Origin of the sequence: Mesorhizobium sp. M1312 (assembly GCF_040318115.1) — a bacterium.
Lineage (GTDB): Bacteria > Pseudomonadota > Alphaproteobacteria > Rhizobiales > Rhizobiaceae > Mesorhizobium.
Window position 1 is genome coordinate 1 of the sequence record NZ_JAMYLQ010000035.1, and the last position, 14,898, is coordinate 14,898.

General features: G+C 61.5%; 16 protein-coding genes. 11 read left to right on the plus strand and 5 right to left on the minus strand.

The genetic code is table 11. The features are described from left to right. The first annotated feature begins 160 nt into the window (after nucleotides 1-160). Nucleotides 161-886, plus strand: coding sequence for an SDR family oxidoreductase (locus NKH36_RS29260; RefSeq protein ID WP_352963251.1), 726 nt, complete (start codon nucleotides 161-163; stop codon nucleotides 884-886). Nucleotides 887-921: 35 nt separating this feature from the next. Next, the gene (locus NKH36_RS29265) at nucleotides 922-1,989 is read left to right on the plus strand and encodes an ABC transporter ATP-binding protein (RefSeq protein WP_352963249.1); all 1,068 of its coding nucleotides are present in this window, start codon (nucleotides 922-924) and stop codon (nucleotides 1,987-1,989) included. Between the two features lie 45 nt (nucleotides 1,990-2,034). Here the strand turns inward: NKH36_RS29265 and NKH36_RS29270 are convergent, their stop codons facing one another. The 3 genes from NKH36_RS29270 to NKH36_RS29280 all read right to left on the minus strand — a co-directional run bounded on the left by NKH36_RS29270 (nucleotide 2,035) and on the right by NKH36_RS29280 (nucleotide 4,692). Continuing rightward, nucleotides 2,035-2,391, minus strand: coding sequence for a DUF488 domain-containing protein (locus NKH36_RS29270; protein ID WP_352965540.1), 357 nt, complete (start codon nucleotides 2,389-2,391; stop codon nucleotides 2,035-2,037). Nucleotides 2,392-2,436: 45 nt separating this feature from the next. Beyond that, a complete protein-coding gene (locus tag NKH36_RS29275; protein ID WP_352963246.1) occupies nucleotides 2,437-3,693 on the minus strand; it encodes an aminopeptidase in 1,257 nt (418 codons plus the stop codon). An 84-nt stretch (nucleotides 3,694-3,777) separates the two neighbouring features. Next, the gene (locus NKH36_RS29280) at nucleotides 3,778-4,692 is read right to left on the minus strand and encodes a LysR substrate-binding domain-containing protein (protein ID WP_352963244.1); all 915 of its coding nucleotides are present in this window, start codon (nucleotides 4,690-4,692) and stop codon (nucleotides 3,778-3,780) included. 96 nt (nucleotides 4,693-4,788) lie between these two features. On the opposite strand from NKH36_RS29280, the gene NKH36_RS29285 reads away from it, so the two are divergent. The 3 genes from NKH36_RS29285 (at nucleotide 4,789) to sbmA (ending at nucleotide 7,678) form a co-directional block, all read left to right on the plus strand. After that, the gene (locus NKH36_RS29285; RefSeq protein ID WP_352963242.1) at nucleotides 4,789-4,998 is read left to right on the plus strand and encodes a hypothetical protein; all 210 of its coding nucleotides are present in this window, start codon (nucleotides 4,789-4,791) and stop codon (nucleotides 4,996-4,998) included. Nucleotides 4,999-5,117: 119 nt separating this feature from the next. Next, complete coding sequence (locus NKH36_RS29290) at nucleotides 5,118-6,278, plus strand: YbfB/YjiJ family MFS transporter (RefSeq protein ID WP_352963240.1); 1,161 nt, start codon at nucleotides 5,118-5,120, stop codon at nucleotides 6,276-6,278. Nucleotides 6,279-6,400: 122 nt separating this feature from the next. Beyond that, nucleotides 6,401-7,678, plus strand: a complete 1,278-nt coding sequence (gene sbmA, locus NKH36_RS29295) for a peptide antibiotic transporter SbmA (RefSeq protein WP_352963238.1) — start codon at nucleotides 6,401-6,403, stop codon at nucleotides 7,676-7,678. A gap of 27 nt (nucleotides 7,679-7,705) precedes the next feature. Here the strand turns inward: sbmA and NKH36_RS29300 are convergent, their stop codons facing one another. After that, the gene (locus NKH36_RS29300; protein ID WP_352963237.1) at nucleotides 7,706-8,710 is read right to left on the minus strand and encodes a polysaccharide deacetylase family protein; all 1,005 of its coding nucleotides are present in this window, start codon (nucleotides 8,708-8,710) and stop codon (nucleotides 7,706-7,708) included. A 293-nt stretch (nucleotides 8,711-9,003) separates the two neighbouring features. On the opposite strand from NKH36_RS29300, the gene NKH36_RS29305 reads away from it, so the two are divergent. Together NKH36_RS29305 and der are read left to right on the plus strand one after the other, a co-directional pair. After that, nucleotides 9,004-9,669, plus strand: coding sequence for a tetratricopeptide repeat protein (locus tag NKH36_RS29305; RefSeq protein ID WP_352963235.1), 666 nt, complete (start codon nucleotides 9,004-9,006; stop codon nucleotides 9,667-9,669). 64 nt (nucleotides 9,670-9,733) lie between these two features. Further along, nucleotides 9,734-11,167 (plus strand): ribosome biogenesis GTPase Der, encoded by a 1,434-nt coding sequence (der, locus tag NKH36_RS29310; protein ID WP_352963232.1) that lies wholly within the window; start codon nucleotides 9,734-9,736, stop codon nucleotides 11,165-11,167. A 373-nt stretch (nucleotides 11,168-11,540) separates the two neighbouring features. Here der and NKH36_RS29315 read toward each other — a convergent pair whose 3' ends face one another. After that, nucleotides 11,541-12,296 (minus strand): SDR family NAD(P)-dependent oxidoreductase, encoded by a 756-nt coding sequence (locus tag NKH36_RS29315; RefSeq protein ID WP_352963230.1) that lies wholly within the window; start codon nucleotides 12,294-12,296, stop codon nucleotides 11,541-11,543. Between the two features lie 190 nt (nucleotides 12,297-12,486). Here NKH36_RS29315 and NKH36_RS29320 point away from each other — a divergent pair, with 190 nt between their 5' ends. The 4 genes from NKH36_RS29320 (at nucleotide 12,487) to NKH36_RS29335 (ending at nucleotide 14,892) form a co-directional block, all read left to right on the plus strand. Beyond that, complete coding sequence (locus NKH36_RS29320; protein WP_352952978.1) at nucleotides 12,487-13,083, plus strand: L,D-transpeptidase; 597 nt, start codon at nucleotides 12,487-12,489, stop codon at nucleotides 13,081-13,083. Nucleotides 13,084-13,282: 199 nt separating this feature from the next. Next, nucleotides 13,283-13,420, plus strand: a complete 138-nt coding sequence (locus NKH36_RS29325) for an ABC transporter (RefSeq protein ID WP_127314355.1) — start codon at nucleotides 13,283-13,285, stop codon at nucleotides 13,418-13,420. Nucleotides 13,421-13,561: 141 nt separating this feature from the next. Then, nucleotides 13,562-14,146, plus strand: coding sequence for a hypothetical protein (locus NKH36_RS29330; RefSeq protein WP_352963228.1), 585 nt, complete (start codon nucleotides 13,562-13,564; stop codon nucleotides 14,144-14,146). A gap of 158 nt (nucleotides 14,147-14,304) precedes the next feature. Beyond that, the gene (locus tag NKH36_RS29335; protein WP_352963267.1) at nucleotides 14,305-14,892 is read left to right on the plus strand and encodes a protein-S-isoprenylcysteine O-methyltransferase; all 588 of its coding nucleotides are present in this window, start codon (nucleotides 14,305-14,307) and stop codon (nucleotides 14,890-14,892) included. Nucleotides 14,893-14,898 lie beyond the last annotated feature (6 nt).

A 14,898-nucleotide genomic window follows, 5' to 3' on the forward strand; every position in this document is an offset into this window, starting at 1 on the left:
CGCCCCCCCCAGCCCCGCCCGGCCCGCCCCGCCCCCCCAGCCCCCCCCCCCCCCCCACCCCGCCCCCCCCCCCCCCCGCCCCCCCCCCCCCGCCCCCCCGCCCCCCCCCCCCCCCCCCCCCCCCCACCCCGGATATCGACAATTCCCAAGAGGAAAAGCAATGGCTGGGAAACAGCTCGTAGCAGTGACAGGAGCCAGTTCTGGTATCGGCGAGGCGGTTGCCAAGGTGTTTTCGCGCGCCGGCCACCCTATTCTGATGATGGCCCGCCGCCTGGAACGCATGGAGGCGCTGAACCTGCCCGACAGCATGGCCCGGCAGGTTGATGTCCGGGACCGCGCCGCAATCGCGGCCGCCGTGAAGGAGGCCGAAGCCGAATACGGACCGGTCGACATGCTCTTTGCCAATGCCGGCATCGCGCGCCTTGCCGACATAGGCCGCCAGCCGCCCGAGGAATGGGACGAGATGATCGACATCAACACGAAAGGCGTGCTGAATTCGGTCCACGCCGTGATGTCGGGCATGATGGAGCGCCGTCATGGGACATTGTTCATGATGAGTTCGATCGCTGGCCGGAAGGTCTATCCGGATCATACCGTTTACTGCGGGACGAAATTCTTCGTTCACGCCGTGTCGGAATCGCTGCGCGACTATCTTTCCGACTATGACGTTCGCGTGGTCGTGCTTTCGCCCGGTGTGATCGAAACCGAAGTTCTGAGCGGCGTCCTCGATCCGCAGACGCTAGCCAACTACAAGGCCAACAAGCTCAAGATCGGCGGCGGCATCGGACCGGAGCACGTCGCCGACCTCATGCTGCACACCTACCAGATGCCGCAGAACGCTCTCGTGCAGGAAATCGTCATCACGCCGACCAGGCAGAAATACTGACGACCCGAATCCGGGCTTCTGGAGAGAGATAGAGAATGGCCACCGTTGAATATAGGAACATCGCCAAGAATTTCGGGCATGTCGAGGTGATGAAGGATATCTCCTTCGGCATTGCCGACCGCGAATTCGTCGTCCTTCTTGGGCCGTCCGGCTGCGGAAAGACCACGCTCCTGCGCATGACAGCAGGGCTCGAAAGCGTGACCAACGGCGATCTGTTGATCGGCGACAGGCGGGTCAATGACGTTCACCCGCGCGATCGCGACATCGCGATGGTGTTCCAGAACTACGCGCTCTATCCGACGATGAAGGTGTTCGACAATATCGGCTTCAGTCTCGAAGTGGCGAAAGTACCAAAGGCGGAGATCAGGAAGAAGGTCGAATGGGCGGCCGAAATCCTGAATCTCACGCCCTATCTCGGGCGCTATCCCAAGGAACTGTCGGGTGGCCAGCGCCAGCGCGTCGCCATGGGCCGCGCCATGGTGCGGAATGCCGCCGTTTTCCTCTTTGACGAGCCGCTCTCCAACCTCGACGCGAAGCTGCGCACGCATATGCGCGTGGAAATCCGCCAACTCCACAATCGTCTCGGCACGACCACGATCTACGTCACCCATGACCAGATCGAGGCGATGACGATGGCTGACAAGATCGTGCTGATGCACGCCGGCAGGATCATGCAGATCGGCACGCCCGACGAGGTCTACGAGCGCCCGAACTCGAAATATGTCGCTGATTTCATCGGCTCGCCGTCGATGAACTTCATCGCTGGCGCCGTCGAGACGGCGGGTGGCAGTCCTCGCTTCGTCGCCGAAGGCGTGTCCATCGGCCTCTCACCACAGATCAAGGCGAAGCCAGGCCAAAAGGTCATCATGGGTGTCCGGCCACACGATCTCGGCATTTCGGATACGGGTGAGATCAAAGGCGAGGTCGTGCTGTCCGAGACGACCGGCGCGGATGTCCAGATTCATTTGCGGGTGGCGGGATACGACGCCGTCGCCGTGGTGCCGCGTGACGAGCGCCGCAACGCCGGCGCCGCGATCAACCTTTCGGTACTGCCGGGCAAGGTGCACCTCTTCGATGCGGCCACGGAACTGCGTGTCGCCTGAGATTAGCGACGAAGGCGTGAATACAACCCGGCAGCGCGCGCTGCCTCAGCCCTTTAGGCTGAGATAGTCAGCCAAAGCCACTGCGTTGTTGTGCAACTCGTCCTGGGCGGCGTAGAGCAGCGTCACCCGACCGTTGTCGAGCACGGCACGCAACTGGCCGACCGCGTCGCTGTTCCTGTCGAGCTCGCCGCGATATCGCTGCTGGAATTCCATCCAGCGCGTCGGCTCGTGGCCGAACCATTTGCGCAATTCGGCGCTTGGCGCGATGTTCTTCAGCCAAAGCGTCAGCGCGGCGTCCTCTTTGCCGACGCCGCGCGGCCATACGCGGTCTATGAGCACCCGCTGCCCATCGCCAGGCGAGGGCGGCTCGTAGATGCGCTTGACCTTGATATCGAGTTTCATCGTCAACTCCGGGGTTGACCGCCAAGACGGCTTGCTGGCGGCTCCTTACGCCCACTCGCCCTTACGCATGACCGGTACGCGGCTGCCGTCCTTGCCGACGCCGTCGATGTCGATCTTGTCCGAACCGATCATCCAGTCGATATGGATAAAGCTCTTGTTGCCGCCACGCGCCGCGATCTCGTCCTGGCTGAGCGAGGCGCCGTCGACGAAGCACTTCGAATAGCACTGGCCGAGCGCGATGTGGCAGGCAGCGTTCTCGTCGAACAGCGTATTGAAGAACAACAGCCCACTCGCCGAGATCGGCGAGGAATGCGGCACCAGCGCAACCTCGCCGAGCCGGCGCGCACCCTCGTCGGTGTCGAGCACCTTCTTCAGCACGTCCTCGCCCTTCGAAGCCTTTGCCTCGACGATCCTGCCTCCCTCGAAGCGCACCGAGATCTCGTCGATCAGCGTGCCCTGGTAAGACAACGGCTTGGTCGAGGAGACATGCCCCTCGACGCGTCTTGCATGCGGCGTGGTGAAAACCTCCTCGGTCGGAATGTTCGGGTTGCAGGTGATGCCGTTCCTGGCGGTCGAAGCGCCGCCCATCCACTCATGCCCATCGGCCAGCCCGACGGTCAGGTCGGTGCCGGGTCCGGTGAAATGCAGCGCATGGAAATTATGGCCGTTCAACCACTCGGTGCGGCTGCGAAGAGCCGCATTGTGGGCTGTCCAGTTGCCGATCGGGTCGTCCACATCAACCCGTGAGGCGGCAAAGATGGCGTCGGCGAGTTTTGCCACGGCGACGTCGTCGGTATCGCCCGGAAACACCTGCCTGGCCCAGGCCAGGTCGGGGTAGGCGACGATGTTCCAGTTGATGTCGAAGCCGGTGATCTTTTCCAGCGCCGGCTGGTAGGCGACCGAATTCGCCTTGTTGGCGCGCGCTACTTTCGCCGGATCCTGCGCCGATAGCAGCGACGGATCCTCGCCGCGCACGGCCAGCCGCGCCGCATTGTTGGCGAAGGCCTTTGCCATGCCTTCATAGAGCCAGCCGGCGGCGTGGTCGAAGCCGGCATCGGCGCCATAGCGGAAGCGAGCCAGTGTCATCTCGTCGTCGTTGAAGATCGGCGTCACTAGGCCGGCGCCTGCCTTGTAGGCATGCTCGACGATCCGTCGCGTCAAAGGTAGCGCTGCGATCGACGATGTCAGCACCAGATCCTGCCCCGGCTGCAATTGCAGCCCGACCTTGATGGCGACTTCCGCCAGCCTGTCGAGTTTCACCGGGTCGATCGTTGCGGAAACGCCGCGCGAATGTGTGGTCATGATCCTGCCTGCCGTGATGTTGGGGTCTCATCCTTACATAGACCGGTGCCGTCGGTCTTTCCACCGCGATCGACCGGGCCTGCTTCAGGCCGCGCTGTCGAGCGCGCCGAACTGCGCCATCGTTGCCTCGATCTCTTCGCGGATCCAAATCTTGAAATCGCGCACCTTGCGGCTCTCCCTCTTGCTGGCCGATGTCACCAGCCAGTAGCCCAGCCCGCTCTCAGCGCGCACGCCGAACGGCGCGACCAGCCGGCCGTCGGCGAGCGCGTCAGCCGTCAGCAACTGCCAGGCGAGCATCACGCCATGGCCGGCGATCGCCGATTCCAGGCAAAGCATCGGGTCGGTGAAACGCGCGCCCTTGAGAAAGGTGACGGGCTTTACTCCGGCCGCCTCGAACCAGCTGTCCCAACTGATCATCGACCGCTCGTCAGTGATGGCGCAGGTCTGCGCCAGGTCTTGGATCGACTGCAGTCTGGCGGCGATCGACGGGGCGCAGACCGGAAACACCTCCTGCGCCAGTAGCAGTTCCGCGCGCACGCCCGGCCATTTGCCGTCGCCCATCCGGATGCCGATGTCGATGTCGGAATGGCCGAGATCGGCGATCCGACCCGAAGCGTCGATGCGCAGCAGCACGTTCGGATGGCGGGCGAAATGCCTGGACAGCCTCGGCAGCAGCCATTTCGAGGCGAAAGCCGGTGCGACCGAAACCACCAGCGTGCATTCGCTCTCCTCGTCGGCCAGCGCCACCGCCTGCGCAAGCTCGCGGAAACCGGCGCTGAGCCGCGCTGTGAAGACGACACCGAATTCCGTCAGAACCAGTCCGCCCGGCGTCCGTTCGAACAGCGTCTGGCCGAGCTGCTTTTCGGTGCGCTTGATCTGCTGGCTGACGGCGCTGGCAGAAACGTTGAGCTCGCCGGCGGCTGCGGCGAGCGATCCCAGTCGGGCGACGGTTTCCACGGCGCGCAGGCCGTTGAGGTGGACGCGGTTCAGCATGGCCATACAGTTTTTCTAAACCGCCGCGGTTGAAATCTCAATTGAAACATGGGGCGGGATGGCAGATTTCAAAGAAATAAGCAGACTTGTAGAGGAAATCCGATGAAGATTTTATCGTTGCTCAGGGGCTTTTCCGTTGCCGGCACAGGGCAAAGCCGGTCGCACGAAAGCGAGACCCGATGGGCGACCGATCCGCTGTCGCATCCTGTGCTCGACACCATGTCGGAGCGCGAACTCGGCGACGTGCCGTTCAGGCTGACGGCCCGGCGCACTGCCTACGAGACGGGCACCGGCCAGGTCGGCTGCGGCTGATGAAACAGATTTAGCGAGTCGGCCCCCTCCCGCGGACACGGGCCAATCGCCGTTGCGAGCCGTTCTGGCCCAACACAAGCGGATTGTTGGACGGGCTCGTGCACCTATTGTGCACCGCAATGAAAGCCGCTTCGCCGTCTCCTTTGCGTCTCGCCTTCGCCGGTATGATTGCCCTGGCCGTTGCCATGGGCATCGGCCGCTTCGTCTACACGCCGATCCTACCCGGCATGATGGAGGAACTTGGCCTGTCGCCGGCCGATGCCGGCTGGATCGCATCCGCCAACTATCTCGGCTATCTCATTGGTGCGCTGGCGGCCGTCGGCGGCTGGGCGCACGGTCGCGAGCGCCTGCTGATGCTGGCCGGTCTTGCCGCCACCGCGGTCCTCACCGGGCTGATGGGCCTGGCCGGTACGATGGCGGCCTTTCTCGTCATCCGGTTTCTTGCCGGTCTGGCCAGCGCCTTCGTCTTGGTGTTCATGTCCAGCATCGTTTTCGGCCATCTGGCCGCAGCCGGCCGAAACGACCTGCAGGCGCTGCATTTCGGCGGCGTCGGTCTCGGCATAGCGGCGTCCTCGGCGCTGATGGCAATCCTCGTCACCGAACAAGCCGGTTGGACGGCGGGCTGGTTCTGGTCCGCCGCGATCTCAGCCTGCGCCGTTGCCGTCGTGGCGCTGCTGCTCGGCAGCACTGCGACCGCCAACGGCGCCGATGGTCGCGAACCGGCGCTGCCCAAGGATCGGTCGCTGATGAAGATCATCGTCGCCTATGGGCTGTTCGGCTTCGGCTATATCGTGACGGCGACATTTCTGGTCGCCATCGTCCGGCAGGGCGGCGGAAGCCGCGTCTTCGAAGCCATGGTGTGGATGGTCACCGGTCTTGCCGGGATTCCCTCGGTCTGGCTTTGGCAGAAGATTGCGGGAAAGATCGGGCTCTACCAGGCTTATGCCTTCGGGTGCCTCGTAGAGGTTGTCGGCGTCACTGCAAGCGTCGCGATGGGCGGGCACATTGGGCCGCTGCTCGGCGGGTTTCTGCTTGGCGGGACTTTTATCGCCATTACCGCGCTCGGCCTCCAGACCGGAAGGCAGCTTGCCCCGCAAGCGCCACGCCGGATCTTGGCGTTGATGACGGCCTCCTTCGGTCTCGGTCAGATCATCGGTCCGATCGTCGCCGGGCTGCTTGCCGAAGCCTCGGGCGACTTCTTCCTCGCGTCGATCGTGGCCGCCGCCGTCCTGCTTGTCTCCGGCGCGATCACCTGGTCGGCTGCGCCAAAATCGCCATGATTGTGGTCTTGCTCGGTGCCGGGCATCGCGCACCGGCCATTTTCATTCCGATCGATGTGTGACCTTATGCCCGCTGAACAGCAACGCCGCTGATTTGCGCATCGACCGAGGATTTCCCCACCGTGTTCGTATCCTTCTTCCCGCAGCCGAAGTTGTTTTTTATCTCGGCGGCCGTCTGGAGCCTTCTGCTCGTTATCCTGTGGTTTTTTGGCGGCGAACACCTTGGCACGATGCTTGGGATGCCGCCGGTCGATCCGCAGGCCGCACCCGTCATCAGCCCAATAAGATTCCTGACACCGGCATTCCTCTGGTTTTACGGATATTTCTTCGCGGGTATGGGCGTATTCTACCTTTTTTGGTCGCTGTATGCCCCACACCGTTGGCAGAACTGGTCGATCCTTGGCTCTGCTTTGATTATTTTCGTCACTAATTTCATCGTGCAGATAAGTGTGGCGCTCAATGACTGGCGTGGCATGTTTTACGACATGGTGCAGAAGGCCCTGACCACGCCCGGCTCCGTTACGCCTGCAGAGCTTTACGACGGAGTATGGCAGTTCCTGTCGTTGGCCCTGGTCTATATGACCATCGCCGTCTTGAACGTCTTTTTCGTCAGGCACTATGTGTTTCGCTGGCGCACCGCGATGAACGATTATTTTACGGCTTATTGGCCGAGGCTGCGCCATATCGAAGGGGCGTCGCAGCGCGTTCAGGACGACACGATGCGCTTCTCGGGCACAATGCAGGGGCTCGGAGTGAACTTCATCGACTCCATCATGACCCTGATTGCTTTTCTACCCTTGCTGGCATCCCTTTCTCTCCATGTTCCAACTCTCCCAATAGTCGGAGCAATCCCTTATCCGTTGGTTGTTGCGGCGATCGCGTGGTCGTTGTTTGGCACCGGCTTGTTGGCAGTCGTCGGCGTCAAGCTGCCCGGGCTGGAATTTCGTAATCAGCGTGTTGAAGCCGCTCTGCGCAAGGAACTTGTCCTCGGTGAGGACGATACGGCGCGAGCGCAGCCACCAACGTTGGCCGAGCTTTTCAGAAATGTTCGCAAGAACTATTTCACTCTCTATGCACACTATGTCTATTTCGACATGGTCCGCTATCTATACCTTCAAGTCGACAACGTCTTCGCTACGCTTATTCTCGTTCCAACCTTGGCAATCGGTAAGATAACATTTGGCGTTTTCCAGCAAATTGTCACCGCCTTTTCACAAGTCGCCACTTCGTTCCAATATCTCGTGAATTCCTGGCCGACTATCGTCGAGCTGATATCCATCTACAAGCGCCTGCGCGCCTTCGAGGCGACGCTTGAAGGGGCCCCGCTGCCGGAAATCGATCAGGCCTATTTGGAGCGTGAGCGAGCCGGCTTGCGCCCTGAGGATCAGCCGGTGAGCTAACAATGGCGGGCGGCGAGCGCTTTCGGTTCAGCCGCCCACCGACGCCTGCTTTTCGCCGTCACGTTGGCGCGAAACATAGTCGCGATAGCTGATGCACTCGACATCGGGCTTGGTGCAGACCTCGCCGGCAAAGCGCTCCAGCGCATTCCAGTAGGCGCCGTCATTCATCAGTGTGAAATGGAAGCCGAGTTCCAGCGGAACGCGTTTTCCCTGGTATTGAGCGTCGAAGGCGGCGCGAAAGGCGTCATAGGTCCGGTTGGCGAATTCGTCTGCCTTGCTCGGCCGCTCGAAGCCGCCGGAATGCCTGACATAAAGATTGTAATCCATCGCGATCACCCGCCTTGTGTCGGGACCTTCCGGAATTTGCGGCAGCGAAAAGCGCGTGATGCCGCTCACGTTACGCGGTCGGGCGGGGCCGCGCGACACACCGCTCGCGTCGAACATATAGCCCGCCTTTGGCAGCGCCTCGTAGAGCGCCTTGTTTGCCGACAGATAGGGCGCGCGAAAGCCGACCGCCTTGCGCGCGATTTCGCGCCAGCCTGCGGGTTCGGGGGTAATAGCGTTGATCGAATAGGCGTTTTCGAGAATGCGCTTGAACGAACCGAACTCGCTCAGCCAGTCGGTCTTGCTCCAGCCCTTGCCGTCGAAATGGCCGCAAGCATGGCTGCCGATGTCATGACCTTCCGAGGCAGCAACGTTTATCTGCTCGAGCCGGTCAGCGACCTCCGGTTTCGAGGCGGCAAAGCCTATATTGGATTTGCCTGATGTCTTGCCGGGCGCCGTGTACTCCTTGCGCGTTCCCGGCGAGAGCAGGAAGACGCAGGACACGAAATAAGTGAAATGGGCGCCGGTGCGCGCGGCCAGCGCCCGGCTGCGCTTCCACTGCGAAATATCGCGGGCGCTGTCGAACGAGATGATGACGGCCTGCCTCGGCTTTGCCGGCGCAGGCGCCGCGGGCGGATCGGCAACAGCAGTGCCCGTCGCAGCAAGCGACGCGATCGAAAACGCAACAACGCGGGAGAAACGAGGCATCGACATCTGATCTGGATTTGAGGAGGGTTCGAGCATCGGTTATCGGCGAAATGTGGCGTGGGTGCGGTCGCCTCTTGCGGTCACGTGCTCGGCGATTAGCCGATTTTCCTGTCGAACCCCTTCCATGCCGGCAAAATTTCGCTAAAACGCGGGCTCACGCATCGGCCTGAAAATCGGAATTTGATTTTCAGGAAGCACGATGCGTAGATTCAAAGTGTTAGAGCGTACTTTGTGCGTCCATGGACGCACGTCGCTCTAAACCGCCCCGGACGGGGCAGGAATGGTTTTGATCCATGTCGGACGATAGTTTTATCCGCGAAGTCAACGAAGAGATGCGTCGCGATCAGGCGCATGCGCTGTGGGACCGTTTTGGTCCTGCCTTGCTTGCGCTTGCGATACTGGTGGTGGTCGGCACCGCCGCCTTCGTCGGCTATCGCTATTGGGACGAGACCCGCGCCAATCGCTCGGGCGACGCCTTCTCGCAGGCACTGAAGCTTGCCAACGAGGGCAAGAGCGACGAAGCGCTGACTGCTCTCGCTGCGTTGGAAAAGGATGGCTACGGCGCCTATCCGCTACTCGCCCGCATGCGCGCGGCAACCGTCAAGGCGGATAAGGGCGATTTCGCCGCCGCCGTCAAGGACTTCGACGAGGTCGCCGCAGATACGGACATCCCCGCCGGCCTTCGCGACATGGCGCGCCTCAGGGCAGCACTGCTGCTCGTCGACCACGGCTCCTTCGCCGATGTCTCCAGCCGCGTCGAGGCTCTCACCGCCGATACCAACCCGCTGCGCCACACGGCGCGCGAAGCGCTCGGCCTTGCCGCCTGGAAGGAAGGCAAGGCGACGGACGCACTGAAACTGTTCGACCAGATCGCCTCGGATGACAGCGCCCCGCGCAACGCGCGCGAGCGGGCGACGTTGATGTCCGAGCTGATCCGTGGGTCGGGCAGCGTGTCGTAGTGCATGTTGCCCAAAAGTGCGAAGCGGTTTTGGGGTCAACGAAATGCACAATAGGTAGAGTCCGATGACGTTCAAAGTCGCCATAATCGGCCGGCCTAACGTCGGCAAATCGACCCTTTTCAATCGCCTGGTGGGAAGGAAGCTGGCGCTTGTCGACGACACGCCGGGCGTCACCCGCGACCGTCGCGTCCACGCCGCCAAGCTTTACGATCTGCATTTCGACGTCATCGACACCGCCGGCTTCGAGGATGCTGCTGCTTCGACGCTGCCGGGCCGCATGCGCGCCCAGACCGAGATCGCCATCCGCGAAGCCGACCTGATCTTTTTCACGATCGATGCGAAGTCCGGGCTGATGCCTGACGACAAGACCTTCGCTGAGATCGTGCGCAAGTCCGGCAAACCGGTTGTCGTCGTCGCCAACAAGGCCGAGGCGCGCGGCGCCCAGGGCGGCATGCTGGAGGCTTGGGAACTCGGCCTTGGCGAGCCGATCCCGGTCTCGGCCGAACACGGCCAAGGCCTGCCCGATTTGCGCGATGCGGTGATCGCCGCACTGGGCGAGGCGCGCGCCTTCGGCGAAGAAGACGAGGATGCGGACGAGGAGACCGCCGTCAGCGAGGTGCTGATCGGCGAGGACATCACCGATCCGGATGCCGAGCCGAGCTATGACGATACCAAGCCAATGCGCATCGCCGTCGTCGGTCGCCCAAATGCCGGGAAATCGACACTGATCAATGCGCTGATCGGCGAGGAGCGGCTCTTGACCGGACCGGAAGCCGGCATCACCCGCGATTCCATCTCCGTCGACTGGGACTGGCATGGGCGCCGGCTGAAACTGTTCGACACCGCCGGCATGCGCCGCAAGGCCAGGATTCACGAAAAGCTGGAAGTCATGTCGGTGCAGGACGGCTTGCGCGCCATCCGCTTTGCCGAGATCGTCATCATCGTGCTCGACGCCACCATTCCCTTCGAGAAGCAGGATCTGCAGATCGCCGACCTGATCATCCGCGAGGGCCGCGCACCGGTGATCGCCTTCAACAAATGGGATATGATCGACCATCCCCAGGAACTCCTGGCGGAACTGCGCGAGAAAACCGAGCGGCTGTTGCCGCAGGCGCGCGGCATGCAGGCGGTGCCGGTGTCGGCCGAGACCGGGCGCGGCCTCGACAAGCTGATGGATGCCGTCATCAGGACGCACAGAGTGTGGAACAGCCGCGTCTCGACCGGCAAGCTCAACCGCTGGCTGGAAGGCATCCTGGCGCATCATCCGCCGCCTGCCGTCGCTGGGCGCCGGCTGAAGATCAAATATGTCACGCAGGCCAAGACGCGCCCGCCGGGCTTCGTCGTCTCTTGCTCACGGCCGGACGCGATGCCGCAATCCTATGTCCGCTATCTCTCGAACAGTCTGCGCGAAGCCTTCGACATGCCCGGCGTGCCGATCCGTATCGCCTTGCGCACCTCGGAAAATCCGTTCGCAAGCAAGGCGAAAAAACGCCGCTGAGCGCCGCGTCTTCTGGGTGCTCGCATCAGGCTACGCTCCGCTGGCCGCTCGCGGGCAGCGGCTGCACACTTTCGGGCAGGCGATTCCATCGCCACCTGCACAAAATGCATGTCGCGCAAAAGTGTGCAGCGGTTTTGCGGATAACGACATGCATAAAAACAACAACCTAAAGCGCGTCGCATGAGGCCGGTCAAACGCGACGCGCTTTTAGGATGTCGGCAAAGTCGCGCCGCCACCGGGTCTGGCTCGGCCTCCCTTGCGACGCGGGAACGGAACAGCGCCATCTCAGGCAGTGCGGACAGCCGGCGGTCTGCGGCGTCATCGCCCTGACAGTTAAAGCGCCTCGCATGAATCCCTTCAGCCACGACGCGCTTTAATGGGCGGTGTAGGCTCCGTCCACCAGATGGTAGCTCCCAGTGATAAAGCTGGCCTGATCGGACAGCAGGAAGCACACAAGAGCCGCTACCTCTTCCGGTTTGCCGCGTCTGCCCATCGGCTGAAGGGCTGCCATGCGCCGCGTGGCTAATGCCTCCACTTGCTCCGATAGAAGAGGCGTTTCGATCCAGCCGGGGCCGACGACATTGATCCGGATGCCCATCCTCGCATATTCAATCGCCGCAACCTTGGTGAGTCCAACGACCCCGTGTTTCGCTGCCGTGTAGGCGGACGCAGTCGGCAAGCCGACGGAACCGAGAATCGAGGACATGTTCACGATGGCGCCTCCGCCTCGATCCAGCATGGCGGGGATTTCGTACTTCATGCTGTAGAAAACACCATTTAGATTGACGTTTATCAGCTTGTGCCAGTCGTCGAGCGGATAGTCTGCCGTTGCTTTTCGAACGCCGTCGATGCCTGCATTGTTTACCGCCATATCCAGTCCGCCGCATTTCTGGACAGTGAACTCGATCAGCTTTTCGACGGCGGCCGCATCCGTGACATCGACCGCAAAGTCGTGGGCCCTGCCTCCTTGCGCGCTTATTTCGGCGGCTCTGCAGCGCGCGGCCTCGGCATCAAGGTCGGCGACAACAACCTCGGCTCCTTCCTGCGCGAGTTGCCGTGAAACAGCCGCTCCTATCCCGGAGCCTGCCCCGGTCACGATCGCGACTTTACCATGGAAGTCAGGCTTCATCGTCTCTGTCCTATGCCCATTCTGACATAACCGAACAGAGGCAGACGGTTATCGCAAGAAGTTTCGCTCCAATTCGCTTATCAATCCTGTGAATTCATTTTGCTACCAGACAGCGAGACTTGGCCCGCCGGCCTTGCAATGGTAGAGACGAGGGTGGGCGGTAGATTGACCAGTTTCCTAGCAGGTAGAAATGGATGAACACCACATTGCGCGCCGGGGGCTCGTGCTGGGTAGTCTGGCTCTGATGCTTTCCGGATGTACGTCGACGTTACGACAGGTGACGGAGCCGATTTCATCCGCGTTCGGACCAAGGAATGGCCTCAATCCTCGTTTCCGACGGCGGCATGTGCGGTACGACGGCAACGAGCCGCCTGGAACGATCGTCGTCGATACTTCGCAACGTTTTCTCTATGCCGTCGAGACCGACGGGTGGGCGACGCGCTACGGCGTCGGCGTCGGCGAGCAGGGACTTTCGTTCAAGGGTACAGCGACCGTCGCCCGCAAGGCGGACTGGCCGTCGTGGACACCCACCGCCAACATGATGAGGCGCAAGCCGCGCCTGGTGAAGTATGCAGGGGGGGTCCCTGGCGGACCAAACAACCCGCTTGGTGCACGTGCCCTTTATCTCTATCGCAACGGGCGCGACACCCACTTCCGGATACATGGTACAAACGAGCCATGGACGATAGGCACAGCGGTATCGAACGGGTGCATCCGTTTGATCAATGACGACATCATCGACCTCTACGACCGTACTCCTTTGGGCACGACGGTGGTGGTTATTTGATGGTGGGCAGGCCTGATTTCCGTTGGATGGTGAACCCTGCCAGCACGTCATTGCAAAGGTGCCGCCTGCAACCGGGCGCCGACTGTGGCATTTCTGCACTAGGCTTTGGTGTAGATCGCAGCTAACTTGGCGGGGCTGCATGTCTTTTTATTTGTGGCGATTCTATAGGCTGTTCCGCCCCTGGGGAAAGGATTGCTTGATGAACAGGATGTTGATTGTAATGGTTGCTACCCTCGCCGTTACCAGCCTGAGCGGCTGCGCGAACGGGATCGGTAAAGGGAAGGGGAAGGCTCCTCCGCCGGAACCCGCTGCCGTAGAAGAGCCCGTGATTAAATAAGCACCGGCTTTCGGAGATTTGGGGAAGGGCCGCCAGGCCCTTCCCCATCGATATACAGGGGCCAAGGCCGATTCGCAGCCTACCTGCGGTTAGCGGGCATTGGCTGGTCCTAGGTCTGCGGTCCTCGGAGTTCTGGATGAGATGACGCTTGTAAGTGGCCGTTCAACAATTGTGGCCCTGCTCGCGCTTGTCGCGGCGTCATGTCAGTCGCAGGACAACAAGCCCCAGCCGACTTTTGTGTCCAATGATCGCGCATTGAAACCCGCGGCGATGCCGGCGCGCGCGGCCCAACGGCATTTCATCGAGTTCCGCTCCCGGTACGCCCTTACTTACGGCCATTCCTACGTGATTTTTGGACGATTGAACCAGGCGGGACGGATGGTCAACCCCGAAGTCGCGGGGCTCGCTCCGAAGTCCGATGATCCCAATGTCTATGTTCTCGGCCATTTGGCGCCTGTGCCAGCCTCGACCGGGTGGACGGACGGCGACCTGGAAGATGCCTACCGGTCGGCAAGCTGGCGTGTTTTACTTACCGAAGCCGAATATAGGAAAGTCGTCGCGAGCATACGAAAGCTGCAGGCCAGCTCTCCACTTTGGCACGCCTCGCTCTACAACTGCAACGCATTCGTAGCGGACATCGCCAGATCCATGGGGTATAAGACCCCTGGTACCTGGCTCCGGCCGCAACAATTCATAACCAAGCTTCGGGAGATGAATGGCGGTTGAAATGCGATTGGCAAACCCGCTTTCGCCTCATTCGCCCGGTCAAGTCCGAAAGGAGCGCGCTCTGAATGTCTGTCGGTCGACAATTCGGACGCTGACATCGTTGAGAGGGTTTATCGTGGTCCCAGATCGAGAAAAGGCTCCGGTGACCTGAAGTGACCATTTCTGTAGCTTCACTTGGCGAGATGATATGGGTGACCGGCCTCGTTGCCTGGTATGTGATCCGGTATCCCTTCGAGCGCCGGGCAAGGCGCGTGCGAATTGTAGCTGGCGGCCGCTCAACTTCCGACACCGTCGGGCTTGCATCGGCTCTCCTTGGCTTGGCGATCCTGCCTGGCTTCTATGTCGCCACCGGCATCCCCGCAGCGGCTGACCATCCGGCCAGCGTGTGGTCGGTGGCGCTCGGAACCATCATCTTCTGCTCCGCGCTGTGGATTTTTCGCATGTCCCACAAGGAACTTGGCCGTAACTGGTCGATCACGCTCGAGATTCGCGAACGGCATGAACTGATCAGTGCCGGGCCATACGCTTTGGTCCGTCACCCGATGTACACCTCGTTCATGCTTATGGGGCTCGGCCAGGCCTTTCTGCTGCCGAACTGGGTTGCGGGCATATCGGGTTTGATTGGTTTCGCAGTGCTTTTCCTGCTGAGAGTGGATAAGGAAGAGCGTATGATGCTGGAGAATTTAGGCTCGCAATACCGTGCCTATATGGAAAGGACCAAGCGAATATTCCCTTATCTTTATTAGAGGTCG

Coding starts and splice junctions, on each gene's coding strand:
- NKH36_RS29260 (WP_352963251.1), top strand. CDS start 161: ATGGCTGGGAAACAGCTCGTAGCAGTGACAGGAGCCAGTTCTGGTATC.
- NKH36_RS29265 (WP_352963249.1), top strand. CDS start 922: ATGGCCACCGTTGAATATAGGAACATCGCCAAGAATTTCGGGCATGTC.
- NKH36_RS29270 (WP_352965540.1), bottom strand. CDS start 2,391: ATGAAACTCGATATCAAGGTCAAGCGCATCTACGAGCCGCCCTCGCCT.
- NKH36_RS29275 (WP_352963246.1), bottom strand. CDS start 3,693: ATGACCACACATTCGCGCGGCGTTTCCGCAACGATCGACCCGGTGAAA.
- NKH36_RS29280 (WP_352963244.1), bottom strand. CDS start 4,692: ATGGCCATGCTGAACCGCGTCCACCTCAACGGCCTGCGCGCCGTGGAA.
- NKH36_RS29285 (WP_352963242.1), top strand. CDS start 4,789: ATGAAGATTTTATCGTTGCTCAGGGGCTTTTCCGTTGCCGGCACAGGG.
- NKH36_RS29290 (WP_352963240.1), top strand. CDS start 5,118: ATGAAAGCCGCTTCGCCGTCTCCTTTGCGTCTCGCCTTCGCCGGTATG.
- NKH36_RS29300 (WP_352963237.1), bottom strand. CDS start 8,710: ATGCCTCGTTTCTCCCGCGTTGTTGCGTTTTCGATCGCGTCGCTTGCT.
- NKH36_RS29305 (WP_352963235.1), top strand. CDS start 9,004: ATGTCGGACGATAGTTTTATCCGCGAAGTCAACGAAGAGATGCGTCGC.
- der (WP_352963232.1), top strand. CDS start 9,734: ATGACGTTCAAAGTCGCCATAATCGGCCGGCCTAACGTCGGCAAATCG.
- NKH36_RS29315 (WP_352963230.1), bottom strand. CDS start 12,296: ATGAAGCCTGACTTCCATGGTAAAGTCGCGATCGTGACCGGGGCAGGC.
- NKH36_RS29320 (WP_352952978.1), top strand. CDS start 12,487: ATGGATGAACACCACATTGCGCGCCGGGGGCTCGTGCTGGGTAGTCTG.
- NKH36_RS29325 (WP_127314355.1), top strand. CDS start 13,283: ATGAACAGGATGTTGATTGTAATGGTTGCTACCCTCGCCGTTACCAGC.
- NKH36_RS29330 (WP_352963228.1), top strand. CDS start 13,562: ATGACGCTTGTAAGTGGCCGTTCAACAATTGTGGCCCTGCTCGCGCTT.